The organism is Oceanicoccus sagamiensis (assembly GCF_002117105.1).
In the GTDB taxonomy this organism is placed as follows: Bacteria; Pseudomonadota; Gammaproteobacteria; order Pseudomonadales; family Dasaniaceae; genus Oceanicoccus; species Oceanicoccus sagamiensis.
The window spans coordinates 856,951-882,565 of sequence record NZ_CP019343.1 but is presented as its reverse complement, the minus strand read 5'-3'; the positions used below and the strand labels follow the sequence as shown (position 1 = coordinate 882,565).

The following is a 25,615-nucleotide window of genomic DNA, read 5'->3' as shown; positions in this document are numbered from 1 at the left end:
GGCATATTGGCCGATGCTGGTCTTAACTGTTGCTTTTGCCAGTGCTACAGTGGCGCTGTGCAGCACTCATAGCGAGTGGCCTAAATTTTAATTGAGAGTTAAGTTTTCGATGTACAAGAGCAGATTAAAACAGCCGTTGTTATGGGTTTTGGCCCTGGTTTTGTTTGTTCCCCACTTAGCATTGGCCCAAGCCCAAACGCAGTGTACTGATACCCTGCGGTTGACGGTATCCACCGTTAAGCGCAGCGAAGATTATTTATCCGTGATTAAGCCTTTTCTTGCCACTATGGCCGAGTCATTAGGGAAAAAACCGCAGTTATTTTTTACTGATGGCTGGTCCGCATCGGTACATGGCTTTAGCCAGAATTCCGCTGATTTGGTACTTGTCCCCCAATCCATGCTCAATGTGGTGCACGCTAAACCAGAATTAAGGCCGGTGATAAGAACGCCGGGAGCCAGAGTTTTACTGATCACTGAGAAAAGCTCGACAATCCGCTCTATGGAGCAACTGCGCGATAAAAAAGTAGGTACCGTGAGGGACTCTACTGAGGCCATGATTGCACAACAACGGCTAAGTCAGGCAGGGCTGCTGGAAGCGGTTGAGCTAAGTTCGGTCGTGTCGCCTAGTGATGTCTATATGGGGCTGTTCCAGGACCGCTTTGACGCTGCCTTTGTTATCGGAGAGTCGATGGACTGGCTGCAACCCACATTTAGGGAAAAGCTGGTTCAGGTGGCCGAGATGGGTAGAACCAACGGCCTGTTTCTCTATGCGGGTTCCTGTGTCTCAGATGCCCAGCTAAAAACGCTTGAGCAGGCACTGTTATCCAACCCTGTTGATGAGCGGGTGACTCGCTTTATCGAGCATTTTAATTTTGGCCGCTTTGTTGCCATCTCACCCGGGGATGTAGAGAAAGCGCTTAAGCAGGATTTCAGTTCTGATCAATAAATGTCATAATGATATATCTTTCGGTCAATACTGGTGGTCAACTACGCTATGTCTGCAAAAACGCTCTATGACAAACTCTGGGATCTTCACTGCGTAAAAACTGGTGAAGACGGTACCGCACTACTCTATATCGACCGCCACCTTATCCATGAAGTGACCTCGGCACAGGCCTTTGAAGGGCTCCGTAATGAGGGCCGTGGGTTATGGCGCAAAGACACCATGTTTGCCACCGCAGACCATCAGGTACCTACTGAAAATCATCATTTGGGGGCTGAGGGTATTGAAGATGATATGGCCAAAATCCAGGTAATCACTCTGGATAATAACTGCGATGAGTGGGGGTTAAGCAATATAAAATCACCGACAAAGAGCAGGGTATTGTGCATGTTGTTGGTCCTGAGAGTGGTCTTTGCCTGCCGGGGATGACTATAGTTTGTGGGGACTCACATACTTCAACACACGGAGCTTTAGCGACTTTAGCTCAAGGTATCGGTAGTTCAGAGGTCGAGCATGTGATGGCCACCCAATGCCTGATGACCAACAAACAAAAGAACTTGCAAGTGCGGGTAGATGGCGAGTTGCCAGCAGGTGCCACCGCTAAAGATATGGCGCTGTATATTATTGGCCAGCTAGGCACCGCCGGTGGTACCGGCTATGCCATTGAGTATGCGGGTGAAGCCGTGGCAGCCCTGTCGATGGAGGCGCGGTTTACGCTCTGCAATATGACCATTGAGGCGGGAGCTCGAAGCGGTATGGTCGCCTTTGATAAGGTCACCGAGGCTTACGTAAAAGGCCGGGCAGCGGCCCCTCAAGGCGATGACTGGGACCAGGCCCTGCAACTTTGGCAAACACTGCACTCCGATCAAGGTGCCCACTTCGACAAGGTATTGCAGCTAAATGCCGCCGATATCCAGCCCCATATCACATGGGGTACCAAGCCGGATCAGGTAGTGCCGGTTGGCGGTATCGTACCCAGCCTGGAAGAGGCCAAAGATGCTGTGCAGCGTGAAGACTGGCGTACGGCCTTTGACTATATGGGCGTGACCAGTGGTAACAAAATTACCGATTTAACCATAGATCAGGTATTTATCGGCTCTTGTACCAATTCCAGAATTGAAGACCTGCAAGCGGTTGCTGAGGTGGTGGCGGGGCAATCCGTCGCTTCATCCGTACAGCGGGCGATGATTGTACCGGGCTCAGGCTTAGTGAAGGAGCAGGCAGAAGCCATGGGCTTGGATAAAATCTTTCTCGATGCGGGCTTTGAATGGCGCGAAGCGGGTTGCTCGATGTGCAATGCCATGAACCCGGATCAATTAGGCCCAGAGCAACGTTGTGCCTCGACGTCTAACCGCAACTTTGAGGGGCGTCAGGGTTATAAAGGCCGCACCCATTTGGTCAGCCCGGCAATGGCTGCCGCGGCGGCCATTGCCGGGCGTTTTGTTGATGTGCGGGAGCTATAAACGGTCTATTGATGGTCGGTAACAATATTGGAGATTTTCATCAGTTTGGAGCTGATAGAAATATTGGACTGTTTAAGGTTGTCCGTATTGATATGAAAGACCAGTTTTTGAGATTGCTTCCGGTAAGCAATTTCCACCATACCGCCATGATTGGCAAAGGACTCGATACTGCTGCCGGTTAAAACTGGTCGCTTTAAATTTCCAAGAATATAGGGGTATTTGTCCTCGGTATTCTCGGCAAAATAAATAGCATGGGCTTTATCCAGCAAGTCTTTGTTGCTCTGCCCATTGGCCTGTTCGGCGGTTAAGGAGCTAACCGAGAGTTTATGGCCGTGGATTAAATAGTCCGGTAACTTTTGTGCCAGTATATCGCTTACTGAATCGCTACCTACCAGCACGATATTGAGTGGGCTTTGGCTGTCTAATTGTTCAACCGGCCAGCGGGTAAATTTAAGCGCATTGAAGTAATAGGCAGCTCTTAGCTCTGCGATATTGGTATGTTGCTCAGCGAGACTGGAGGTACTTGCCGTTATAGTGACAAGGGCAAGCAATAAGGCCATGCGGGATGGGAGAATATATCGACGAGGGGATGCAGCGCAGGTCACCAGCATGGCCACGCTGTTTGCTAATTCCTTGAATGCATACCAGAGAATCATTTTCTTCAAATAAATAGACGCTTAGTAAGCTAAGTTTATAATAGTTCAATACTAGTGCATTAGCCGACTTAATACCTCGTTTCAGTGAGGTTTAATCACAGCTGTCACCTGGGTGACAGCCAGCCAGAGTTCTATTCAGTAAAGCCTCCTGGTGGTGATACTATGGCTTATTACTAGGTTTACCCGTCAACCTGACAACAATAAAAAGGTTTAGCCATGAATACATTCGAGTTTATCACCGCCAATAAAGTTATCTGCGAGATTGGTGCTGCCAATAAACTCGGTGAATACTGCCGAGAGTTCAATATGCAACGGGTTATGTTGGTGACCGACCCGGGTATTATGCAAACCGGGATGGCTGACCCTATTATTACTGCCATAAAAAATTCCGGTATAAGTACTTTTACTTATAGTGATGTACAGGCCGACCCGCCAGAGGCGCTGGTACTCGCATCGGTTGAGGTGGCCAGGGCAGAAAAAATTGATGGTGTGATTGGCCTGGGGGGCGGAAGCTCCATGGATGTGGCCAAGCTGATCGCTGTAATGGCAATTTCAGAACAGCCCATTAGTGAGATGTATGGTATTGGCAATGTGCAGGGCAAACGCCTGCCGCTGATTCAAGTACCAACAACGGCGGGCACTGGCTCCGAAGTAACCCCCACCTCTATTATCACAACGGGAGCCACCACTAAAACCGGGGTTATCTCTAAGCAGCTACTGCCCGATATTGCGCTGTTAGATGCACAACTGACCATTGGCCTGCCTGCTCATGTGACAGCGGCAACCGGTATTGATGCTATGGTGCATGCTATTGAAGCGTTTACCAGCAAGCATAAGAAGAATATTTATTCCGATATGTTAGCCAAACAGGCACTGAGCCTGATGTCTGCCAATATTCTGGAAGCGGTACACAATGGCTCTAATCTTGAAGCCCGTGCCAATATGTTATTGGGTGCGATGATGGCGGGGCAGTCCTTTGCCAATTCACCGGTAGCCGCTGTGCATGCTTTGGCCTACCCCCTCGGCGGCCATTACCATATCCCCCATGGCCTATCTAACTCATTGGTATTGCCCCATGTGCTGCGCTTTAATGCACCTCAGGCCAGTGAGCTTTATGCTGAGCTATTACCTTGTATGGCGGGAGCCAATCAGGCATCGGGCTGCGACGGGTTTATCGACTATATGGAACAGCTTATTGATAAAGTCGCGCTGCCCAATTGTTTACAGGCGATGGATATTGCCGAGGCTGATTTGCCTATGCTGGCAGATGATGCCATGTTGCAACAGCGGCTATTAGTGAATAACCCCAGAGACGTTTCCAGAGATGATGCTCTGGCTATTTATCAAGCGGCGTACTAATCCCCCACCTCGTTATAAAAAAACGGCAAACACTACGATTAAAAAACGGCAAACACTATGGCTTCCAAAGTAGATATTACCCGCAACGATTATAAAGCTTTTTATCCCATTACCACCCGCTGGATGGATAATGATATTTATGGTCATGTTAATAACGTGACCTATTATTCGTACTTTGATACCGCGGCAAATACCTTTTTAATTAACCACTGCGGTTTGGATATGCATAACGGCGATATTATCGGCTTTGTTGTTAGCTCCGGTTGTGAGTACTTAGCGCCGATTGCCTTCCCGGATAAAATTGAAGTGGGTGTGAGAATTGATCGCCTGGGTAATAGCTCAGTGCAATATGGCATTGGTATTTTTAAAGATGGCGAAGAGCAAGCCTGTGCCTTCGGCCATTTTATTCATGTGTTTGTGGATCGTATTTCTAACAAGCCGGTAAAAATTCCCGATAGCATGCGTAAAAATATGCAAAAAATTGAAGTGACACTTTCTAGTTAACGCTTTCCAATCCATTATTTACAGTCAATAAGGCGCGAACAGCATGGCAGATGCATCCTTAAAACAAAAAATAGACAGCGGCCAGTTTATAGCGGCCCCCGGCGTCTTCGATATGATGTCGCTATTAATGGTAGAAAAAATAGGCTTTGATGCAGTGTACGCTTCCGGCTATTGGAATGTTGCCTCAGATCAGGGTATCCCCGATGCTGGCCTGGCTACCTATACCGACTTTGTTAATCGTTTTGCCAAAATGGTGAAAAAAAGTTCTGCTCCGGTGATTGCCGATGCCGATACCGGCTTTGGTGGTTTAATTAATTTGGCGCATACCGTAAGGGGCTATGAGGAGGCAGGTATAAGTGCCATGCAAATTGAGGATCAGGAGTTCCCTAAAAAGTGTGGCCATACACCGCACCGTATCGTTATTCCTATAGAGGATATGGTCAATAAAATTAAAGTGGCTATCGATACCCGGGCCTCAGATGACTTTTTAATTATTGCTCGTACCGATGCCAGAACCGGTTATGGTTTCGATGAGGCTATGCGTCGTATGGATGCCTATGCAGAGGCTGGCGCGGATATTTTATTTTTTGAATCCCCCGAATCGCCAGAAGAAATGGCGAGCTTCTGTTCCGCTATCGATAAACCCTGTGTGGCTAATATGTCTAATGGCGGCCGCACACCGATGTTATCGGTCGATGAATTGAAGCAGGTGGGCTATGCCATGGCAATCTATCCTGCTATGGCTCCTCTGGTGATGTTAGAGGCGATTGAAAAAAGTTACCGAACATTAAAGAGCGAAGGAGTATGCGAAACCGAGAATATTCCTATGTATGAGTTCAAGCAGTTTTGTAGCGATATTGGTTTTGATCAAATTCATGCATTTGAAAAGAAGTGGGGCGCTACGACTAACGCGCCAAACAATTACGCCCGTTTTGCTTAGCTCTGTAAAGGGCTTTATCCGCGGCTTTAAGTACTTGTTCGGGGTTGGTCTGGTGTTCGGTTTTCTCCGCAACACCAATACTGATAGTGACCGAGACGGTATTCTTTTTTGTTGGTTTGCCGCGTTGCGTCACACCTTCTTTTGAGTTTTTTGGCCGAGTCGTTTTATCACGCAAGCTAATACTGTAATCAGCAATAGCCTCTCTAACCGCTTCAAGATGTGGCACGCAGGGCTTCATCTTCTTGCCTGGAAAGATCACACAAAACTCCTCCCCACCATAGCGGTAGGGAATGCCACCGCCGGTGACCTGCGCAATATGGTTGGCAACAATTTTTAATACATCGTCGCCAACATCATGGCCGTGGGTATCATTGAATTTTTTAAAATGATCCACATCCATCATGGCGATGGAGTACTGCTTGCCAAGCCCACGTATTTTTTCATTAAAAGCCCTGCGCCCCAGTAAACCGGTTAGATCATCTCGATAGGCCATCTCAAAAGAGTTACGCAGCAAACCAATTGCCAGAGTCAGGCCACAAGCGGAAAATAAGATACTGGAAATTAACGGTTGGTCAAAGCCTGCCAGAGTGACATAGGCGAGAATAATACAGGCGCAAAAGCTAGCCTCGGCCTCGTTGTTGCGAATAAGCAGCATCACCAGAGCCAGTAACAGCGATACCAGAAAACCGAGACTGGCATAGATCGATAAGACATAGCCTGAATAGGGTTTGATAGCAAAGAACCCGGTAAAGTCGCTTAGCTGCTGCTGGCTATATTGCAGGCTGGCGGTATAGGTCATAAGGACTAGCAGCGGCGTAATGGATAGCGGCAATATGCCATGCATATTCCATAGACCTCGCTCAGGTAAAACCGCCAGAAATAATAAGCCCAGAGGTAAGAGCAGGCTGAGGGCCGTATAAAAATACAGCGGGTAAAGCTCAGTTAAAGAGGTTTGCAAATGGCTTTGGATTAACCAATAGGCGGTAGTTAATAGCAGTGCTGCTGAGAAGAAGCGTGAGCGATTAAAATAGTGCGCCAGCCCTAATACCACGGCGAAAATCATATAGGGCAGCAAGCCAAGCAGCTCCAGATAGTTGCTATTAATCAGCGGGGTTTTGCCCAAAGCGTAAAAAGACAGGGCTAATACCAGCAGAGGCAAGGTCAGGCGTAATAAGGGTTTTAGCGTTAAAGGCATTCAGTTCAATGAGTTATCAGTGACTATTAGGTTATAAGGTTTAGTATAGTTGATTTATGGCTTAATGAGGCTGGATATAGGGGCGAGACTATAGGGGCCCAAACTTTACAATTACTTACTAAAAATTGCCCCGGTATTAAAACTATCAAAAGCAAAATCGTCTATTATCTGCACTAATTATCTGAATCTAAGAGTTGTAACCTGGCAATGAGCGAAAATACTAGCGCAACCACCTCCGTAGAAACGAAAGAGTACCCCTATAACCTGTGGTGGGGCGTTTTAGCCTGCGTCGCCATTATGGGGGTGATTATCGGTTTGGGTCCCTATGATGAGGGTTTTGTGTTGCCTCCTGATCAGGGTGATTTTTGGTATGAGTGGAAACTGGCCGAGCCCACCTTCTGGACACGGTTTACGGCCTGGGGGGGTATGCGCTGCACCAGGTAACCATCTGGGGCCTGATTTATTATGCCCAGAAGAGCAAACTCAAATATGTAAGTGGCCTGCACAAGGTCAATGTGATGGCCTTGCTGGCTAATGCCGGTTTTATTGGCCTGCATATTCTGCAAACCAAAGTGGCCTACGATGGCCTGGCCCAGGATGTTCATATCCTGACCTCTATGGGCTCGGTGGTCATTATGCTGATTATGATCCTGCTGATTGAAAACCAGCGCCGCGGCGTGGTGTTTGGCGCCAAGATGCCGTTTATGAAAGAAGTGGCCAGAGCATTGCGCAAATACCACGGCTATTACTTTTCCTGGGCATTAATTTATACCTTCTGGTATCACCCTATCGAGGTCACCAGCGGTCATCTGTTAGGCACCTTCTATACCATTTTGATTCTGTTGCAGGGCAGCCTGTTTTTTACCCGTACCCATACCAACAAATGGTGGACACTGGCTATGGAGCTATTGGTGGTCGTCCATGGCACCATGGTAGCCTGGATGGTGTATCAGGGTGATAACCCCCAGGGTGGCACACCGGCACAATTTTTCTTTGGTTTTATCACGATCTTTATTATCACTCAGATGCATGGATTGGGCTTGTCGAAACTGGCGCGCTGGGGTTTTGCCCTGCTTTATATTGGCGGCATTGTATTTTACTACTCCGGCCGCTGGGCTGAGATTGCCGAAGTGCCAAGGATTGCGGTGGTTGAGTATCTTGGCTTGATAATCATTGGTTTGATTGGGTGGTTAATTCTGCGAATAGCGGCATTATTTAAATCTTTGCGTGGTAATAACTCAGCTACTAGCTAAACCCACGGTGCTCACCTAAATATTCTTATCCTCGCCAAGAAGGCGGGGCTGGACCTACTGTTTCGCTCTTTGATTAATCCATTCCCGAGCTGCCCGTAGGGTGGATTATAATCCACCGGTTTTGACTGCTATGGGTAGGTTTGGTGGATTGTAATCCACCCTACGTGGTTGCCGGTGAGGTGTTTTTTAGTTCCTTTAGCCGGACCATGAAGCCAACCGCAAATACGAGTCCATTGGCAACAGCAATTGCATAAAACGGCGCATAAGGCCCAACATTATCAAACAGCCTTCCCCCGACCACAGAAATCATTAAAATTCCGATAGCGCCAAAAAAGCTCTGCATACCAAAGGTACTGCCTCTTAATTCTTCCGGTGACTCCTGACCTAACATGACTGTGCAGGACAAGATAGTACTGGACTGACCAATCCCCATCATAATCAATGCCGGAATAGCCGCAGACGATAAAATATCCGCTTGTGTTGCAACCCATCCATAACCGATAGCGGCTAATAAAAAGCCAACGATTAATAAATTTAAACGATCCACTTTATCCGCAAGAATACCAAACACTGGTGCCCAGAAAACAGAGCAGGCCATGACGATACCCATTTTCATTCCGGCTATTTTGGTGGCTTCGGCTGCGGACATGCCTGCATTGGTTGCAGCAATAGTCGCCCATAAAATCAGAAATAAAGTGATAATCGACATATCAGCGCGAGCGGCAAAAGAGCCCAGATAGGATACACCGATGCGGGCTTTTTTACCGGCGGAAAAACCTTCTTTCATTAATGACAGAACCGATGCTTTACTGGGTTTTTGATTGGCCGGTAAACCAGGTTTTAAACCGACCATAACAAACGCAGCAAAAAAGGCGATAGCGGCAATGGATAGAGCGGCATAGCGGCCTGCCCATATTTCATTTTCGGCAAACTGTAAAAAATAATCCGGTAAGGAACCTAAAGCACCGCTAAAAAAGGTAGCGCCCAAGCCATTCAGTAGCATAGAGGTGGCGGCTAGTTTTCCGCGTGATTGTTCGGCGGGGTAGTCGGCAACAACGGCTGCCAGCATGGCGCTATTGGCGGCGACCGCTAAAGCAAAAATTAAACGAAAGGCAATCAGTTCTGGAATGGTGGTGGCGAAGGCATAGGTGGCATAGGCAAAGCCCATTAGGATAAAACCAATAATATAAACCCGGCGTCGCCCCCAGCGGTCGGATAATGCGCCAAACCAGCCGATCACACAGAGTACTAAAATTTCCTGCCAGAATTGAATGTCGCCGGTGATCTGGCCAAAGTTGGATTGATCTGCACCAATATTATGGCGCAGGATATACGGGGTTAAAATGACCAGATAAGTAAACAGACCAATGCTGACAAAGGCTGCAAACAGGTAAGCTAAAACGTGGCGGGGTAGGACCCCTTCAGCTAAATAAATGGGGCCTAGCTTGTTTGCCATATTATTGTTCTCTTTTTTTGACTCTCGTTGGGTGGCTTATAATCCACCTTTCCCGCCGCTGGTTTTGGTGGATTGTAATCCACCCTGCAATTTACTTTTCGCGTAACAGACGCATGCCGTTCAAGGTAACGATAAGTGTGCCACCTACATCGGCCAGTACTGCCATCCATAAAGTAGCAATACCAGGAATAGCTAATGATAAGAACAACACTTTAAGCACCAAGCTTAACACAATATTCTGTTTAACAATCGTGCGTGACTTGCGTGCTACCCGCAGGGCTAGTGATACATCCTGTAAATCATCTTGCATTAATACCACATCGGCGGTTTCCATGGCTTGGGCCGTACCACCGCCGCCCATAGCAATACCGATATCGGCACGGGCGAGGGCGGGGGCATCATTAATACCGTCACCGACCATGGCCACTGCGCCGTGATCCGTATGAATTTTTTCAATTGCCGATAATTTATCTTCCGGCATTAGCTGTGCGTGAACTTCATCAATGTCATTAATACTATCGGCAACGCGATTGGCGGCTTTTAGGTGGTCACCGGTTAACATCACTTTGCGAATATTCATTTGTGATAATTGGGATAAAGCCTCGGGAGTGATTTCACGAATTTCATCGTGTACGCCAATATAGCCAATCACTTTATTGTTTTCTGATACATACATAACGGTTTCGCCTTTATCACGAGCGGCTTCCGCATGGGGGGCAATATCTGCCCAGCCTTCCATCTCGGTATTAAATAAATCACCGGTTCCGACAGTGATTTTTTTATCACCGGATAATTCACCGCTAACACCTTTACCGGGGTGCGCCTGCACAGCCTGTGCTACGGCAAGGTGGCCTACACCGGAACGGTTATGTGCTGCTTCCACAATAGCGTGAGCAACAGGGTGTTCAGAAGAACGCTCAACCGCAGCCGCTATCGCTACAACATTGTCGCAGTTGCTGCAGTTGTCATCATTGGCGGCATCGTGTGAGCACTGCAAGCTGCGAATATTGGTTACCCGAGGCTTGCCATAAGTGAGTGTGCCGGTTTTATCAAAAGCGATAGCGGAGATATCGGCCATACGATCTAGCTGTGCGCCACCTTTAACCAGTACGCCCAGATTGGCTAAGCGAGTTAAGCCGCTAACAACGGTGACAGGAATACTAATAACCAAGGCACAAGGGCAGGCAATAATTAACATGGCCAGGCCGCGATATAACCAACCGGTGGTTTCGCCTTCTGTCATTAAGGGCTGGCCAAATCCATAGACGGGAATTAACACGACCAATGTCGCCAAAGCCACGACTGTTGGTGTATACCAGCGAGCAAAGCGATCAATAAAGCGCTCAGCGGGGCTGCGTTGTGCCTGAGCTTGTTCTACCAGTTTGGCGATACGGGCAATGGTGCCTTCTGCGGCCACTTTGGTGGAGCGAATTTCAAGGGCGGCTTCACCGTTAACGGTACCGGCCATAACAGTATCATCAATATCTTTAACCACCGGCACACTTTCACCGGTAACCGGGGCCTGGTCTACGGAGGATAAGCCTTTGATAACAACCCCGTCGACAGGGATACGCTGACCGGGGCGAACTAGCACTCGGTCACCGATTTGTACTTGATCAACGGGCATAACTACAGTGTGGTCATGATCGCCTTGATCGTGGCTCTGGTGATCATGGCCACTACAGTTTTCACCCTGCTCATGGTTATGGCCGTGAGCATGCTGCGCAGTATGGCTGTGGTCATCATGGTTATGTGTGTGGGCAACACTGGGCTTATGCTCGTGGTCGTTATCACTGCAAGACTCGCTGTGCTTATGATCGCTATGGTTATCGCTATGGGCTTGAAGCACTGTTGCTTCCTGTGGCTGTAAAGCCATCAGACTGCGCAGTGAGTCACGGGCGCGCTCGGCACTATAGGCTTCCAGTGCTTCGCCCAACATAAATAATAAAATCACAGTAACCGCTTCACCGTACTCGCCAATACCCAGGGCGCCGACGGTGGCGATAGCCATCAATAAATCAATGGTAATACGATTGGCGAAAATTAATGCACGAAAACCTTTAAGAAAAACCGGAGCACCAGAGATTATTACGGCGGCGGCAAATACAGCATCCAGAGGTTCTACACCCCTAATTGGGTCCATACCGCTTAAGGTGATTATGCCAAGGATAACGGCAATGGCCACACAGACAGCCATCCGCAGAGGGGGTTGCTCCCATAAGAAGCGCGCAAAGCCCGCAGCACCGCGGTGGTCTGGTAGCTCGGCATAGGTTTGTGGTTTATCACTATTGATTTTGTAGCCCAGCTCTTTTAAACGGGCTTCAATACTGTCCATGGCAATATTGCCTTCAACTTCCATGGTTTCAGTAGTAAAGCTGACACTGGCACTGCTGACACCCTCCAGTTTGCGGATACTGTCTTCAATCGTCATAGCACAACCGCCGCAGTCCATACCGGTGATTTTGACCTTTAAGGGTCCGGTACTTTCGGTGCTCAGGGCTTCGCTCATCGTTCAATTCCTCAGGGGGTAATCTGGCAATGTTGGCGATACTCACCCTTGAAGTAGGGTTTAAGGTCAAGCTTTTTCAATTTTGAGCTTACTACGTCATTCCCATCTCGCCAATTGTTGTCTGGGGCACTAAGCCTGTAGGGTGGATTATAATCCACCGGTGATACGAGCTGCTGGCTGGGTTTGGTGGATTATAATCCACCCTACGATGTCATCTCTGATTGGCTTAAAACGGCGATGCTATAGTCTGCTTGGCCCTATTTCATCGATAAAGCAATATCCTGAGGTTGGGGTGTTGACCTTGAACTATGCTTTAAGGTCTAGATTGGCCACACTGCGCAGTATCGCGTGATAACTAAAAGCATCCCTGGTGGAGTTCTCTAATGATTGGTGTTGATGACAGGCTGGTAACACCGGCAACGATGAAATGGGTAAGGGTAGGGCTGATTGCCGGTCTTGCTACCATTCCAGCGACCATCCTTCTTTATTATGTTCTGGGTTTGGCGATTGATGCCGCTGTCGATGGTAACAATATGTTGCGTAGCTGGATTGCCGCCTTTGTTGGGCTGGTATTGTTAAAAGCGGCCTTGGCATGGGTGTTCCGTACCGGGCAATTCCGTGCTTCCAGTTCTGCCAAACTTAATGTCCGTGACCAAATCTATAAACAGGTGATCAAGCTAGGTCCCGGACTTTTAGGTAAGCGCCGTACCGGTGAGATGGCTAACACTGCCACTGAGGGGGTGGAATACCTCGACTATTATTTCAGTGTTTACTTTGTGCAAATCTGGGTGGCTATCGCTATCCCTATTTTTCTTTGTGCGGCCATCTTTTATATCGATTGGGTCGTGGGTTTATGGATGCTGGCAGGCGTACCGCTAACGCCTTTGTTTGTGGGTATGGCTGCACAGGGTTTTAGAAAAATCAGTGGCAGCAATGAAGAAACCAAAAACCGTAACTTTGCCCAGTACCTGGATTCTATCCAGGGTATGAGCACGCTAAAAATGTTTAATATGGACAAGCGTCGCGGCAAAGAAATGGAAGAGGGCAACGAGCTCCAGCGTCAGCAAACTATGCGCTTATTAATGGTGGCGCAGTTTCAGTTTGTTTTTCTTGAATTAGGCTTTGCGTTGTTTTCAACGGCTTTTGCCATGGGTGTTTCGCTATACCGTTACAGTGGCGGCTTTATGTCAGCGGGGGAAGTGGTCGCGGTTATCTTTATGAGCCTGGAGTTTAGCCGTACCTTATTATTAATCGGTGAATTCTTTTTTGCCGGTGCTTTAGGTCGTGAAGTGGCTGCAAAAGTTGTTAAGTTTCTCGATGAGGAAGCCCCCGTTAAAAGTGATGCCGGAAATAACCCCGGTTCAACTAAAGGCCGTGCTATTAGCATCGAATTTAAAGCCGTTGATTTTACTTACCCGGGAGCAGAAGAGCCTGCCATTAAAAACCTGACCATGGCGTTACAACCCAATGAAACTGTAGCGTTAATCGGTAAATCCGGTTCCGGTAAAACCACCGTCACTAATTTAATGCTAAGGACGCTGGACCCAAATAAGGGGCATATATATTTTGATGGCCATAAAGATGAAGAACTGTCGCTGGATTGGATTCGAGAACAAATTGCTTTAGTGCCGCAGGATCCGTTTCTATTTTTTGGCACCATTGCCGATAATCTGCGCATTGCTAAAGACGACGCCAGCGAAGCTGAGTTGGAAGCAGCGCTAAAAGCCGCGGAGCTTTGGGAATTTGTGCAAAGCAGCCCTGCCGGTATCAATACTATGGTAGGTGATCAGGGTACAGCACTTAGTGGCGGTCAGGCGCAACGATTAGCCATAGCCCGCGCGCTATTAAAAGATGCGCCAATCGTTGTACTTGATGAGCCAACCTCACAAATAGATGTTGAAACCGAGGCCTTATTAAACCGCGCTATTGAACGTCTAACGAAGAATAAAACCGTATTATTGATTGCACATCGCCTAAGTACGATTGAGCAGGCTGACCGTATTGTTGTTATGGACCACGGTGCCGTTAGTGAGAGTGGCACCCGACAAGAGCTGCTGGATCACGATGGTATTTACGCCAGCATGATTAAGACTAAACAAAATATTGAAAGAGAAGCGGCAGTTCCCGTTGCGTAAACAACGCAGGCTATTTCAAGAGAGAGACTTATGAGTACATCAACAGCAACGCCAAAGGCGAGTAATCTGCAAATTATTTTGCGCCTGCTTACCTATATGACGCCCTTTAACAATATTATGATTACTTCGCTGGTGGCGCGGATTATTCGCTGCTGTGGTCAGGCAGCAGTGCTGGGTATTGCGGCAGCCAGTGTCGGTTTATATATTAATAGCGCCGAACCCGGCGTAGTTAATTGGGATGTTATCTGGACCCAGGCCAAGTGGATTGCTTTTTTTGGCACCATTGTTGGTTTTGGTTCTTATATCGAAAACTATACCGGTCATTATGTGGCGTTTAGGATTTTAGCGGCATTTCGCGATAAATTTTATTACGCTATGTTGCCATTGGCCCCAGCAAAAACCTCCAGGTTGCAATCCGGTGATGCGGTTAGTCGAGTGATGACTGATTGTGAGCGTATTGAACCTTTTTATGCCCATACCATAGCACCGGCGATTGCCGCTGTGTTTGTGCCCGCCTTAATTCTGGTGTGGTGTTGGACCGTGGATGAGTCGCTGGTATATGTGTTGCTGCCTTTTTATGTGGCCAATACCGTATTGCTACCCTGGTTGGTATCAAAGCTGGGTGGTGATGGTGTTGAGTATCGCCAGCAGTTAGGTGAGGTTAATGGTTTTGTTGCCGATAGTATTCAAGGGGTGCGCGATACCGTGGCCTTTGGTTATGAAAAAAAGCGCGCTGAAGAGTTGTATAACATGGGCGCTACTATGCAAAAAGGTCAGGATAAATTATATGGTGCCGACGCCAATCAGCGTGGCCTTGCGGAAGTATTTATTACGGTCGGTATTCTGGCTTCAGCTTGGTGGGGTATTGAATTGGCACTGGCAGGGGTGATTGATCCGCTGGTAGAGTTGCCTGCGGTTATCGCTGTGTCTATTGTCGGTTTTTACCTATCAGTCGGGCTTGCCAATAATTTTACCGATTACCGGGTCTCGTTAATTGCAGCCCGTCGTCTATTTGCCATGATGGATGAAACGCCAGCGGTACAGGATACAGCGAAAGGCCCCGTTGCCGGTCCGGTTGATTCGGCAATTTCTTTTGATAATGTTAGTTTTGAATACGATGCCAGTGATGATCAGTGGAGTCGTAAGAAAAAAATCTTTGATGGATTCTCGTTTGATCTTCCCGCTGGTAAACACTTTGCTTTAGTGGGGCCCAGTGGTACGGGTAAATCTACCGTGGTGAATTTATTGTTGCGCCAGTGGGATCCACAGTCTGGCAATATCTCTATTGGCGGCCATCAGGCGCAGGAATTTCCATTAGAAGATTTGCAGGATTTATTTGCGGTAGTCTCCCAGCGCAGTTTTATTTTTAATGACACCCTTAAAGAAAATATTCGCATGGGGAGCTACGATGCCGCTGATGCTGAGATTCAAGCCGCTGCTGAGCAGGCAGGTTTGGGTGAGTTTTTAGCTGCCTCTCCTGATGGTTTGGACACTCAGGCGGGTGAGCGGGGCAGTAAGATTTCTGGTGGCCAACGTCAGCGGGTGGCAATTGCTCGGGCTATTCTAAAAGATTCACCTTTTGTGTTATTAGATGAGGCAACCTCTGCCCTTGATGTGGAAACTGAGTTAAGTGTCATGACTGCGTTGAAGAAGTTGTCAGAAGGGCGGACAACTTTAACCATTGCCCACCGTCTTTCAACCATTGTCGATAGCGATGAGATTTTGGTAATGCTGGAAGGCAAGATTGCCGAGCGTGGCAGTCATCAAGAATTGATGGCCTTAGGGGGATGGTATGCGAAGATGTTTGCCATGCAGCAGGATGAGGTTGATACAACACTGACTTCGTAGGGTGGATTATAATCCACCAAAATCAGAAGGGTGTGAACGGTGGATTGCAATCCACCCTACGGGGCTTCGCCCTTGTAGTAAGTATTAACCAGAGTGGTAGGGTGGATTATAATCCACCAAAATAAGGAGGGTGTGAACGGTGGATTGTAATCCACCCTACGGGGCTGCGTCCTTGTAGTAAGTATTAACCAGAGTGGTAGGGTGGATTATAATCCACCAAAATAAGGAGGGTGTGAACGGTGGATTGCAATCCACCCTACGGGGCTTCGCCCTTGTAGTAAGTATTAACCAGAGTGGTAGGGTGGATTATAATCCACCAAAATAAGGAGGGTGTGAGCGGTGGATTGCAATCCACCCTACGGGGCTGCGTCCTTGTAGTAAGTATTAACCAGAGTGGTAGGGTGGATTATAATCCACCAAAATTAGGGGGGTGTGAACGGTGGATTGCAATCCACCCTACGCAGTAGGCAGCTGGATGTCTATTGCCTGTGACGGGCAGGTGGCCACACAGGCGCCGCAGCCAGTGCAGGCTTCTGAGCTTATGCTTGGTGTAGGCGGTTTTCCAATAGTATATTCAAAGACAATGGCTCTAGGTTCGCAGCTATCTTGGCAGCTTTGGCATGAAACATTGTTGTAAGTTAAGCAGGTGTTATTAATTGAAGCGCGATAATCCCAAGGCGCTTTATCATCACTTTGGTTAAATAAAGGCTCGGGGCAAACGCTGGCGCAGTCTCCGCAAAAGGTACACTCACCTAAAGCAAAGTTAACTTCAGGGAAGCCGCCGTCACCTTTGACAATGATATTTTCTTTACAGGAAGTGATGCATTGTTCGCATTGCGTGCAGGTAGATGAAAATTGGTCAATATCAATAAGCCAGGGCATACGGGTTGGCTGTTTGTGTGTGCCAACCTTGCCGCGTAAAAAATGGCGACGTTGTAGATCCATTGGCAATCCCTAATTGATTTTATCGTAGTGCTGGCAAAGCGTTAGCTGTCAGCTTTGTCTGATGTTAACGATAAGACCCAAACTGAAGCCACAGCGACACCTGCAAACCCTGCGAGGATAATAAAGGGCATCGCGCTATAGCCTACGACGTGCCAAAAAATGGATTCTAGTTGACTCATATTATCTTCCTTACTGGCTTACCAGCCTTCAACACCATGCATGTCAGGTAATTTATGGGCGACGCCTTTGTGGCAATCCACACAGGTTTTTTCACCAGAGGCCAGCGCAGTGGAGTGCTGCTTGGCGCTACGGTTACTCTGTTCAGAAAAATCCATATATTCAAACTGATGGCAATTTCGACACTCTAGTGAGTCATTGTTTTTAAATCGAACCCACTCACGTTCAGCCAAATGCGCTCTACGAGCTTTGAATTTCTCCGGGGTATTAATTGTTCCCATCGCAAAAGCCACCAGCTCTTTTGATGCCTGAACCTTGCGCACTATTTTATCTGTCCACTCGTGAGGTACGTGACAATCTGAGCATATAGCCCTTACACCTGACCGGTTTGAATAGTGAATGGTTTCGCGTATTTCAGCCACAATGGGTGCATGACAGCTGGAACAAAACTCTTCCGAGTTGGTAGCTTCCATACCAGTGTTAAAGGCGCCCCAAAAAATAAGCCCGCCCATAAACCCCATAAACAATACAATGCCAACGGCGGCATTGCTTGGTTTTATTAGCCGAGCCCAAAAAGCTTTTAACAAATTCATAACTAACCTCTATTAAGCCGTGAGCAAGATGACTATCGAAGTGACTCGACGGGTCTAAATACATTCTCGACTAGTGGTTTAGCATTCGCCTGCGGAACGTGGCATTGCAAACAAAAATAACGACGGGGCGACACGTCCGCCAATACCGCATCTTCTCTATTAACATAATGCGTTACGCTGATTTTGGTCGCGCCCATTTCTTTGGCGTTCTTCCAGCTGTGGCATGATAAGCACTTGTTAGCATTGAGAGAAACCTCGTAGCCACGAATATTGTGTGGTACCAAGGGCGGCTGATAGACATATTCACTGGTCAACACTTGCTCTCTTGGGTACTTTTTTAAGGCTTCTGCCGGGCGTGTCTGATCCAGTTCTGTGGCGCCACGCAAAGACTGTACCCCGCCATTACCGCCGGGGTTGTTAAGCTCAGCACTGGCGGTGCCTGATAATAACAAACAGACTGACAAAAATGTTATTAGTCGTTTATTCATCTTAACCTCTAATCCTGTTGGCTGTAGTTGTAAACAAGTTTTAACCAGTTTTAAAACTTTAGGCTACTTTGGTAATTTTAACCGGACACTTTTTATAGTCGGTTTGCTTCGATAATGGATCGGTTGCATCCAGGATCAGTTTGTTAATCAATATACGGGCATCGAAAAACGGTACAAACACTAAGTTTTCCGGAGGCCTGTTGCGACCGCGTGTTTCAACACGGGCACGAACTTCACCGCGTTTATTCGAGATCACAACTTCGTCACCACGTCTTAAGTCACGTTTGGCAGCATCGTCCGGGTGCATATAACACAGTGCGTCAGGTACGGCTTTATGCAGTTCTGGCACACGTGCCGTCATCGTTCCTGTATGCCAATGCTCTAATACGCGGCCAGTACATAGCCACATATCAAATTCAGCGTCGGGAGATTCCGCCGGAGCCTCGTAAGGTGCGGATATAATCAGCGCCTTGCCATCGGGCTTGCCATAAAAATCCCAGCCTGAGCCTTTTTTGGCGTAGGGGTCAGAACCTTCTTTATAGCGCCACAGTGTTTCTTTGCCATCAACCACCGGCCAGCGCAAACCACGCACTTTATGGTAGGTGTCGTAAGAGGCTAAATCATGGCCGTGGCCACGGCCAAATAGGGCATATTCTTCAAACAGGCCTTTTTGAACGTAGTGACCAAAATGCTGCGCATCATCATTGAGTTCCTGCGCTTCTTCTAACGGGTACTGGTTAACTTGCCCATTTTCATACAGCACCTCATACATGGTTTTGCCACGGTACTCAGGCATTTTTGCAATCAGTTCTTCCGGCCATACTTCTTCTATCTTAAAGCGCTTAGAAAACTCCATGACTTGCCAAAGATCTGAACGTGCTTCACCGGGAGACTCCACTTGCTGATACCAAGCCTGTGTTCTGCGCTCAGCGTTGCCGTAAGCCCCTTCTTTTTCAATCCACATGGCGGTGGGCAAAATAAGGTCAGCGGCTTGAGCGGTTGCGGTGGGGTAGGGGTCAGATACCGCGATAAAGTTAGCGGGGTTGCGATAACCAGGAAGCCGCTCGTTATTAATGTTCGGGCCGGCTTGCATATTGTTATTACACTGCACCCAATAGGCATTGAGTTTGCCGTCGTTTAGCATTCTGTCTTGCAGCACCGCATGGTAGCCGGGTTTGGCAGGGATGGTGCCGTCCGGTAGTTTCCAATATTTTTCTGCAGTGGCCCGGTGTTTAGGGTTTGTGACAACCATGTCGGCAGGAAGGCGGTGAGCGAATGTGCCAACTTCGCGTGCCGTACCGCAGGCCGAGGGTTGGCCGGTCAAAGAAAAAGGACTGTTGCCCGGTGTGGATATTTTGCCGGTTAGTAGATGCAGGTTATAGACCAGGCTATTCATCCATACACCGCGGGTGTGCTGATTCATGCCCATGGTCCACAGAGACATCACTTTGGTGTTGGGGTCAGCATACTGCTTGGCTAACTGAATCAGTTTATCTTCGCTGACACCGGATATTTCAGCGGCTTTTTCAGCAGTATAGGGTGCGACTGAGGCTTTATACTGATCAAAATCAATCGATGACATATCGCCTGAGTTTGGGTTGGCAGCCTTTTGCTGAAGGGGGTGCTCATCACGTAAGCCGTAGCCTATATCGGTGGCTGCCTGTTTGAAATTAGTGTGTTTATTAACAAAGTCCCAATTAACGGCGTCGTTCTGGATGATGTAATTGGCGATAAAGTTGGCAATGGCGAGATCTGACTGTGGCTTAAAAATATAGCCGTGATCAGCTAGCTCAAAGGAGCGGTGATAGTAAGTAGACATCACGTTAACTTTGACATCGGGGTTACTCAAGCGGCGGTCAGTAATGCGTGTCCAAAGTACGGGGTGCATTTCTGCCATATTCGACCCCCACAAAACAAAGGCGTCTGCATTCTCAAAGTCGTCGTAACAGCCCATGGGCTCGTCGATGCCAAAGGTGCGCATAAAGCCGACAACGGCAGAGGCCATACAGTGACGCGCGTTGGGGTCAATATTGTTTGATCTAAAGCCTGCCTTCATCATCTTCGATGCGGCGTAACCTTCCATGACTGTCCATTGCCCTGAGCCAAACATACCGACGCTGGTAGGGCCGCTTTTTTTCAATGCGTCCTTCCATTTTTCAGCCATCACATCAAAGGCGGTGTCCCATGAAACCGGCGCAAAGTCGCCGTCCTTGTGATACTTACCGTCTTTCATACGTAATAAAGGCTGTTGCAAGCGGTCAGTACCGTACATGATTTTGGAGAGGAAATAGCCTTTAACGCAGTTAAGCCCCTTATTGACCGGTGACTCTGGGTCACCCTGCGTGGCAACGACTCGGCCATTTTTGGTGCCAACCAGCACTGAACACCCGGTGCCGCAAAATCGGCAAGGCGCTTTATCCCAAGTGATTTTGGTTTCTTTTGAACTTGCGATCAGGTTGGTCGCCTTTGCCGGTAATGTAACCCCTGCGACAGCGGCCGCTGACGCTGCAGCGCTTGCTTTCATCAACGCTCTTCTAGATGTTTTCATGATATACCCTCAGCCTCTGAAAATTGCACACCACTTGCTTCACTGATTTCGTGCGGTTCCTTGTCAATCTCGTGATAGACCAATGCCACATTAAGCACATTCGGCATGTCGCTAATGGCATCGATTGTTTTCGTCACAAACCCCTGATTTTCTGTTTCCAATACCACGATTATTTTGCCCTCTGGGCTGTCACCGTAAACTTCGGCATTATCGAAAGATTCTATCTGATTTCGTGTCGCCGTTAGATATTCTGGTGCTACATGGACAATGAGACTGGATATATGAACTTCATTACTAAGCATTAGCTGCCTCTAATTGTCTGGCCGAAAAATGAGTTTCAGTACTGGGATATGACGAAATGTACTGAAAGTCAGTGTTGCTTATTAGGTATGGCAAATATATTGGCTGTTGCAATGGAGCCGTTTTGCCTTATAACGAGTGTCGAGATTGTAGGTTAGTTGCCAAGGCTCATTATAGTAACACCTACTGTTATAGCTTGGCTTTAGTTCCTTGTACATTAATCCAACCCATTAATTATTGTCAAGCAGCAAGGCTTGTCAGGTGCCCAGGAAAATCTATCGTTGGCTAATGATATTGAGAGACGGTGGCTTTAAGCATTTTTAACAATCTATGTTACCTAACATATGAGACAATAGCGCTCTTGCTGATTGATATCCCGAGAGACGATTACCTACGATGAACAAGGCAGTTGATAACTTTGTTGCGCCTCCTTGTTTTGAGGATATTCACATACTTTATCAAGACAAGGATATTCTGCTGATTGATAAACCCAGCGGTTTACTGAGTTTGTCGGGTAAGAATCCTCTTAATAAAGATTCTGTACACTTTCGTTTACTGCAAGGGCGGCTTAAAGGCATTACTCCTGAGCAAAACGGTCAGGCGTATCCTTCGGCGACATTGGTGCATCGACTGGATTTTGGTACCTCAGGCATTATGTTAGTGGCTCTTAACAAAGAGGTTAATCGTTTACTAGGCCAGCAGTTTAAAGCACGCTCGGTTAGCAAAACCTATATGGCAATGCTTAGCGGCCAGTTGAGTGAAGATAATGGCTTGATTGAGCTTCCTATAGCTAAGGGTAACTTCCCTCTACAAAGAATTTGCCGGGAGGCCGGCAAACCAGCAATCACTGAATACCATGTAGTAGAGCGCTTACAGCAGCCATCACGTTGCCGGGTACGTTTTACTCCGCTAACAGGTCGTACACATCAGTTACGTATTCATAGTCGAGAAATCGGTCATCCGATTCTGGGGTGTGACCTTTATAACAATGAACACAGTGAGGGCATGGCCGAACGTTTATTATTGCACGCTACGGCATTGCATTTTCGCCACCCTGTGAGTGGTGAGCTTATGCAGGGGCATAGCCCTTGCCCTTTTTAAACGTTGTCTCTAAATGTGTTGTATCAATAGGATAAATTCATGTCAGATAAGTTTTTCTTTAAAGGTCGGCAGGATGCCCGGCAAGACCATCATAACCACGGTTATCAAACCAAGGCAGGGCATAAACCCGGCAGTAAAAAATACCCAATGACTTTGGTGGTGACCAGTGAGGCACGGAAGCAAGAGGTTGAGCTATTAGTAGATCAAGCGCAGTTATATGCAGATATTCGCGTTGATGATGCCGAGGATGCGGTTGAGTCCATAGAAGAGTTGACGATGGCTTTGGCTAAGGGCAATGCCGTTAAGGTAGAACAAATGCCAGAGCGAAATCAGCCTTGCCACTGTGGCAGCGGGAAAAAATTTAAAAAATGCTGTGGGTAATCCGGTGTTAATTATTCGGGCTATTATGACAGCCGTTCTGCTTGTCAGTATTGGGTTGCAGGCTGCGCTTGTGGCAGCACAGCCACAGCCTTCGGCGACGACTAAAAATCTTTGGTTACCATTTGCTAAAGGTCAATCAGCACAGCTAGCCCAGGGGCCTAAGGGGCGTGGAACACACTATGGGGCTACGCCTGGGATTTTGTATTGCAGGAAGGTGCTGCAATTCTGGCTCCGGCCAATGGCCGGGTCATTATGCTGGTTGATGACCGAACCCTGTCAGGTATAAAGGCGAAGGGCGGCAGCAGGCAAGATATGTTGGATTACCAGCGTCTTAGCAAGGCCCATTCCAATCGGCTGGCTATTGATCATGGTGATGGTAGCTATAGTCATTACTGGCATCATAAACCTTACTCTGCTCGGGTAAGGCCCGGTGACTATGTGGCTGCTGGAGCACATATTGCTGATGTCGGTTTGTCGGGGACGTCTGTTGCCCATATCTGTTTTTCACTGCGAGACCCTCTTAAGCCCCAGGGGTGGGATGTTCGCTTTCGTGATAGTGGTCTCATGCCCATTCAGTTAAGGCAGGGAGAGACTTATATATCCAGTACAGAAAGCCTGGCCAAAGGTTCAAAAGCTTTTAGTGACTCTGTGTTACAGGGGCATGAGTTTAAAGCCAATGGTGTGGTAATGGATGGAGGACAGCCATTATTCACTTTACCATCGGGAAGGCTTATTGAATATTCCGGCAGGGTGCTGCAAGAGGCAGCAAAGGTTGGCTTTTATCTATGGCCAGAGGCTAAGAGCAGTGAGTATGTTGTTACTACAAAGCCTGATCGCTTTGGGCGATTTAAGTTAAGCGTGTTGATACCGCGGAATTCTCGGGGCGTTAGGCAATATACCATCGCTATCACCACACCGGATGGCCGTCTTAGTTATCCGGCGACTAGTATCGTTAATATTCGTTAGATAGCTTGCGGCCGGATTTTATTCTGGGGTGAGATACCTGAGGGCAGAGTTGGTTTTTACACCTAAAAGAAAATGTTATCAGCTCCTACATATACTGGGCAGGCGGTTTTGAGTTAGGCTATAACATGATGATATCCACAATTAGACCATGCCCAGCGGTGTTTGACATAGTGTTTAGCCGATTAGGGTAAAGTAATAGAACAGTCGCTCTATGAATCCGCGTATTATCTTTTTACATATCCCCAAATCAGCTGGCACCTCCCAGCATTTGCTGTTAAATAAAATCTATGGCCGGGATAATGTTTTTTGGCATCATGAATATGGTGATCAAGGCGTTACTAACTACGAGGATTTACAGTCTTTTATTGATGGTAGAACTATTGTCGGAGGTCATCGCCCTCGTGCTTTTTATCCATCGACTATCAGCATGGGTTCACCCCCTGATTTATTTTGCGCTATTGTCCGTGAGCCGGTGGCTCGTGCAGCCTCTCTTTTTAACTATTATTCCCAGCCGCAAAATGCTGGCGACATATCCAATAAGCGTGAGCGGAAATACTTATTGGAGTATTGGCGGGATGCGGGCATCAATCCGGATAGTCTGGTGAAATCTATTGAAAGCTGTGAGCCGTTTAGAGAGCAAATCAGTAACTACCAATGTCACTACCTCTCTAACGGTGCAGCAAGTTTTGATGCCGTGTTGACGACACTTCATCAGCAAAACTCGCTGATAGGCGCTATGGATTCGCTGGATCAATTTAATGGTGCCTTGGCACAATTGCTCGGCTGGCGTGAGATCCCCACAGTGCATGCCAATAAAAATTGTCAAGGCTCGGCTCAGCCTCTACTGCAAGAAGCCGGTGCGGTAGAGTTGATTGAGAGCATTAATCGTGAAGATTCTAAATGCTATCAGTTTGTTATTCAGCAGCAGGGGCTTTATCGGCATATTCCCGATGCTGATAAATTTCATGATTTTCAGGCGGTACAGAAGCCGACAACATGGCGCCCTAATATTCGCCGGCAGCCATCTCCGCCACCGCAACAGACCCTGGAAAAATTGGGTTTGCCCCATCTTTGGCAAAAAAACTTGCCTTGGCCAAATGGGCAGGAGAATACCATGCCTTGGCCGCTGCGGAGTGTGTTAGTCAGTGCCGATAAAAAAATAATAGCCCGCCCCATTGTAGGTAATCAAACAGAGTGGTTGACAAAAATAATGGCAGAGCTGAGTGAATTTGAGGGCAAAGCGTTATTGGATGGACCGACAGTCAAACTTCCTCAGGCGCTGGATTATTTTAATACTGGCATGATGTTAAAAGACTATGCCATGGCAGGTGCTCGAGAAATTATTTCAGGAGAAAATTATTATAAATTTGCTTTGTTGCAAGACCCCAAAGATAGACTGGTTAAGGCTTATCTCGAAGCCTTTGTTGAGCCGCTTGCAACAGGTGATAAGCAGGAAAGCGCTCAGTCGATACAGCGGTTCACTGACGGTCCAGTAAGCTTTGCAAAATTCGTTGCGTTTATCTGCGCGCAACCTGCCAAAAGCTTGGATCTGGCATGGATGCCACAGGTTTTATATTTAAAGGGGGTCAAGCATTATTCAAAACTTTACTCATTAGATCATCTGGACCAGTTGGTTGATGACCTGGAAGGGATGAGTGGTAGAAAGCTGACGCGGTTTCCAGCAAAAGAAAATGGAACTATGCCGCTAGTGGTTGAGGGGGCTTTTGATATGGCGCCTGCTTTGCTGAAGGATTTTCCGTTAATTGAGGCCCGTAGTTTCTATAATGATGAACTAAGTGCCATGGTTTCCAGCTACTATGCTGAAGATTGTCGGTGTTTAGAGGCCTTATAATGC

22 protein-coding genes and 1 pseudogene are annotated in these 25,615 nt (G+C 47.6%); 13 read left to right on the top strand and 10 right to left on the bottom strand.

The window, feature by feature from the left end; translation table 11 throughout:
- Positions 1-109: 109 nt before the first annotated feature.
- Both BST96_RS03950 and leuC read left to right on the top strand, forming a co-directional pair.
- On the top strand, positions 110-946 hold the full coding sequence (locus tag BST96_RS03950; protein ID WP_085757444.1) for a phosphate/phosphite/phosphonate ABC transporter substrate-binding protein: 837 nt from the start codon (positions 110-112) through the stop codon (positions 944-946).
- Between the two features lie 48 nt (positions 947-994).
- Positions 995-2,406: pseudogene (leuC, locus tag BST96_RS03945) on the top strand (3-isopropylmalate dehydratase large subunit).
- Positions 2,407-2,411: 5 nt separating this feature from the next.
- Here the strand turns inward: leuC and BST96_RS03940 are convergent.
- Positions 2,412-3,062 carry a YfiR family protein gene (locus BST96_RS03940; RefSeq protein ID WP_085757443.1) on the bottom strand — a complete coding sequence of 217 codons (651 nt, stop codon included), beginning with the start codon at positions 3,060-3,062 and terminating at the stop codon, positions 2,412-2,414.
- Between the two features lie 216 nt (positions 3,063-3,278).
- Between BST96_RS03940 and BST96_RS03935 the strand changes: the two genes are divergently transcribed.
- The 3 genes from BST96_RS03935 to BST96_RS03925 are packed head-to-tail and all read left to right on the top strand — an operon-like array spanning position 3,279 to position 5,865.
- A complete protein-coding gene (locus BST96_RS03935; RefSeq protein ID WP_085757442.1) occupies positions 3,279-4,421 on the top strand; it encodes an iron-containing alcohol dehydrogenase in 1,143 nt (380 codons plus the stop codon).
- Positions 4,422-4,478: 57 nt separating this feature from the next.
- Positions 4,479-4,925: an acyl-CoA thioesterase gene (locus BST96_RS03930; RefSeq protein ID WP_085757441.1), complete on the top strand. Its 447-nt coding sequence runs from the start codon at positions 4,479-4,481 to the stop codon at positions 4,923-4,925.
- 43 nt (positions 4,926-4,968) lie between these two features.
- Positions 4,969-5,865 carry an isocitrate lyase/PEP mutase family protein gene (locus tag BST96_RS03925; protein ID WP_085757440.1) on the top strand — a complete coding sequence of 299 codons (897 nt, stop codon included), beginning with the start codon at positions 4,969-4,971 and terminating at the stop codon, positions 5,863-5,865.
- On the opposite strand, the gene BST96_RS03920 is transcribed toward BST96_RS03925, so the two are convergent.
- Positions 5,831-7,060 (bottom strand): GGDEF domain-containing protein, encoded by a 1,230-nt coding sequence (locus tag BST96_RS03920; protein WP_085757439.1) that lies wholly within the window; start codon positions 7,058-7,060, stop codon positions 5,831-5,833. The two genes, BST96_RS03925 and BST96_RS03920, sit on opposite strands and share 35 nt — an antisense overlap.
- Before the next feature lie 207 nt (positions 7,061-7,267).
- On the opposite strand from BST96_RS03920, the gene BST96_RS20660 reads away from it, so the two are divergent.
- Both BST96_RS20660 and BST96_RS03915 read left to right on the top strand, forming a co-directional pair.
- Positions 7,268-7,504, top strand: a complete 237-nt coding sequence (locus BST96_RS20660) for a hypothetical protein (protein WP_206045395.1) — start codon at positions 7,268-7,270, stop codon at positions 7,502-7,504.
- The gene (locus BST96_RS03915; RefSeq protein ID WP_206045394.1) at positions 7,435-8,313 is read left to right on the top strand and encodes a hypothetical protein; all 879 of its coding nucleotides are present in this window, start codon (positions 7,435-7,437) and stop codon (positions 8,311-8,313) included. The genes BST96_RS20660 and BST96_RS03915 overlap by 70 nt, the downstream gene beginning before the upstream one ends.
- Positions 8,314-8,473: 160 nt before the next feature.
- Here the strand turns inward: BST96_RS03915 and BST96_RS03910 are convergent, their stop codons facing one another.
- A complete protein-coding gene (locus BST96_RS03910) occupies positions 8,474-9,769 on the bottom strand; it encodes an MFS transporter (RefSeq protein WP_085757438.1) in 1,296 nt (431 codons plus the stop codon).
- A gap of 91 nt (positions 9,770-9,860) precedes the next feature.
- Positions 9,861-12,278 carry a heavy metal translocating P-type ATPase gene (locus tag BST96_RS03905; RefSeq protein ID WP_085757437.1) on the bottom strand — a complete coding sequence of 806 codons (2,418 nt, stop codon included), beginning with the start codon at positions 12,276-12,278 and terminating at the stop codon, positions 9,861-9,863.
- A 383-nt stretch (positions 12,279-12,661) separates the two neighbouring features.
- Here BST96_RS03905 and BST96_RS03900 point away from each other — a divergent pair, with 383 nt between their 5' ends.
- Both BST96_RS03900 and BST96_RS03895 read left to right on the top strand, forming a co-directional pair.
- Positions 12,662-14,413 carry an ABC transporter ATP-binding protein/permease gene (locus tag BST96_RS03900; RefSeq protein WP_085757436.1) on the top strand — a complete coding sequence of 584 codons (1,752 nt, stop codon included), beginning with the start codon at positions 12,662-12,664 and terminating at the stop codon, positions 14,411-14,413.
- A 30-nt stretch (positions 14,414-14,443) separates the two neighbouring features.
- Positions 14,444-16,261 (top strand): ABC transporter ATP-binding protein, encoded by a 1,818-nt coding sequence (locus BST96_RS03895; protein WP_085757435.1) that lies wholly within the window; start codon positions 14,444-14,446, stop codon positions 16,259-16,261.
- A gap of 456 nt (positions 16,262-16,717) precedes the next feature.
- Here the strand turns inward: BST96_RS03895 and napF are convergent, their stop codons facing one another.
- Genes napF through BST96_RS03865 form a run of 6 tightly spaced genes read right to left on the bottom strand, consistent with a single transcriptional unit; the run spans position 16,718 to position 21,314 of the window.
- Positions 16,718-17,206, bottom strand: coding sequence for a ferredoxin-type protein NapF (napF, locus tag BST96_RS03890; protein WP_085757434.1), 489 nt, complete (start codon positions 17,204-17,206; stop codon positions 16,718-16,720).
- 41 nt (positions 17,207-17,247) lie between these two features.
- Positions 17,248-17,385 carry a TIGR02808 family protein gene (locus BST96_RS21435; protein ID WP_085757433.1) on the bottom strand — a complete coding sequence of 46 codons (138 nt, stop codon included), beginning with the start codon at positions 17,383-17,385 and terminating at the stop codon, positions 17,248-17,250.
- Between the two features lie 18 nt (positions 17,386-17,403).
- A complete protein-coding gene (locus BST96_RS03880; protein ID WP_085757432.1) occupies positions 17,404-17,976 on the bottom strand; it encodes a NapC/NirT family cytochrome c in 573 nt (190 codons plus the stop codon).
- Positions 17,977-18,008: 32 nt separating this feature from the next.
- Positions 18,009-18,464 carry a nitrate reductase cytochrome c-type subunit gene (locus BST96_RS03875; RefSeq protein WP_085757431.1) on the bottom strand — a complete coding sequence of 152 codons (456 nt, stop codon included), beginning with the start codon at positions 18,462-18,464 and terminating at the stop codon, positions 18,009-18,011.
- A 58-nt stretch (positions 18,465-18,522) separates the two neighbouring features.
- Entirely contained in the window at positions 18,523-21,012 is a 2,490-nt protein-coding gene (gene napA / locus BST96_RS03870) for a periplasmic nitrate reductase subunit alpha (protein WP_085757430.1), read from the bottom strand.
- Entirely contained in the window at positions 21,009-21,314 is a 306-nt protein-coding gene (locus BST96_RS03865) for a chaperone NapD (protein ID WP_085757429.1), read from the bottom strand. Before BST96_RS03865 ends, napA begins: the two co-directional genes overlap by 4 nt.
- A 394-nt stretch (positions 21,315-21,708) precedes the next feature.
- Here BST96_RS03865 and BST96_RS03860 point away from each other — a divergent pair, with 394 nt between their 5' ends.
- From BST96_RS03860 to BST96_RS03845, 4 genes are all read left to right on the top strand, one after another.
- A complete protein-coding gene (locus BST96_RS03860) occupies positions 21,709-22,413 on the top strand; it encodes an RluA family pseudouridine synthase (protein WP_085757428.1) in 705 nt (234 codons plus the stop codon).
- Between the two features lie 39 nt (positions 22,414-22,452).
- Complete coding sequence (locus tag BST96_RS03855; RefSeq protein WP_085757427.1) at positions 22,453-22,794, top strand: PBPRA1643 family SWIM/SEC-C metal-binding motif protein; 342 nt, start codon at positions 22,453-22,455, stop codon at positions 22,792-22,794.
- Positions 22,795-22,998: 204 nt separating this feature from the next.
- A complete protein-coding gene (locus BST96_RS03850; RefSeq protein ID WP_085757426.1) occupies positions 22,999-23,760 on the top strand; it encodes a M23 family metallopeptidase in 762 nt (253 codons plus the stop codon).
- Between the two features lie 211 nt (positions 23,761-23,971).
- On the top strand, positions 23,972-25,612 hold the full coding sequence (locus tag BST96_RS03845) for a sulfotransferase family 2 domain-containing protein (protein ID WP_085757425.1): 1,641 nt from the start codon (positions 23,972-23,974) through the stop codon (positions 25,610-25,612).
- Positions 25,613-25,615 lie beyond the last annotated feature (3 nt).

What these genes read in the sequence shown, in the direction of transcription:
- BST96_RS03950 (WP_085757444.1), top strand. Translation starts at nt 110, where the DNA reads ATGTACAAGAGCAGATTAAAACAGCCGTTGTTATGGGTTTTGGCCCTG.
- BST96_RS03940 (WP_085757443.1), bottom strand. Translation starts at nt 3,062, where the DNA reads ATGATTCTCTGGTATGCATTCAAGGAATTAGCAAACAGCGTGGCCATG.
- BST96_RS03935 (WP_085757442.1), top strand. Translation starts at nt 3,279, where the DNA reads ATGAATACATTCGAGTTTATCACCGCCAATAAAGTTATCTGCGAGATT.
- BST96_RS03930 (WP_085757441.1), top strand. Translation starts at nt 4,479, where the DNA reads ATGGCTTCCAAAGTAGATATTACCCGCAACGATTATAAAGCTTTTTAT.
- BST96_RS03925 (WP_085757440.1), top strand. Translation starts at nt 4,969, where the DNA reads ATGGCAGATGCATCCTTAAAACAAAAAATAGACAGCGGCCAGTTTATA.
- BST96_RS03920 (WP_085757439.1), bottom strand. Translation starts at nt 7,060, where the DNA reads ATGCCTTTAACGCTAAAACCCTTATTACGCCTGACCTTGCCTCTGCTG.
- BST96_RS20660 (WP_206045395.1), top strand. Translation starts at nt 7,268, where the DNA reads ATGAGCGAAAATACTAGCGCAACCACCTCCGTAGAAACGAAAGAGTAC.
- BST96_RS03910 (WP_085757438.1), bottom strand. Translation starts at nt 9,769, where the DNA reads ATGGCAAACAAGCTAGGCCCCATTTATTTAGCTGAAGGGGTCCTACCC.
- BST96_RS03905 (WP_085757437.1), bottom strand. Translation starts at nt 12,278, where the DNA reads ATGAGCGAAGCCCTGAGCACCGAAAGTACCGGACCCTTAAAGGTCAAA.
- BST96_RS03900 (WP_085757436.1), top strand. Translation starts at nt 12,662, where the DNA reads ATGATTGGTGTTGATGACAGGCTGGTAACACCGGCAACGATGAAATGG.
- BST96_RS03895 (WP_085757435.1), top strand. Translation starts at nt 14,444, where the DNA reads ATGAGTACATCAACAGCAACGCCAAAGGCGAGTAATCTGCAAATTATT.
- napF (WP_085757434.1), bottom strand. Translation starts at nt 17,206, where the DNA reads ATGGATCTACAACGTCGCCATTTTTTACGCGGCAAGGTTGGCACACAC.
- BST96_RS21435 (WP_085757433.1), bottom strand. Translation starts at nt 17,385, where the DNA reads ATGAGTCAACTAGAATCCATTTTTTGGCACGTCGTAGGCTATAGCGCG.
- BST96_RS03880 (WP_085757432.1), bottom strand. Translation starts at nt 17,976, where the DNA reads ATGAATTTGTTAAAAGCTTTTTGGGCTCGGCTAATAAAACCAAGCAAT.
- BST96_RS03875 (WP_085757431.1), bottom strand. Translation starts at nt 18,464, where the DNA reads ATGAATAAACGACTAATAACATTTTTGTCAGTCTGTTTGTTATTATCA.
- napA (WP_085757430.1), bottom strand. Translation starts at nt 21,012, where the DNA reads ATGAAAACATCTAGAAGAGCGTTGATGAAAGCAAGCGCTGCAGCGTCA.
- BST96_RS03865 (WP_085757429.1), bottom strand. Translation starts at nt 21,314, where the DNA reads ATGCTTAGTAATGAAGTTCATATATCCAGTCTCATTGTCCATGTAGCA.
- BST96_RS03860 (WP_085757428.1), top strand. Translation starts at nt 21,709, where the DNA reads ATGAACAAGGCAGTTGATAACTTTGTTGCGCCTCCTTGTTTTGAGGAT.
- BST96_RS03855 (WP_085757427.1), top strand. Translation starts at nt 22,453, where the DNA reads ATGTCAGATAAGTTTTTCTTTAAAGGTCGGCAGGATGCCCGGCAAGAC.
- BST96_RS03845 (WP_085757425.1), top strand. Translation starts at nt 23,972, where the DNA reads ATGAATCCGCGTATTATCTTTTTACATATCCCCAAATCAGCTGGCACC.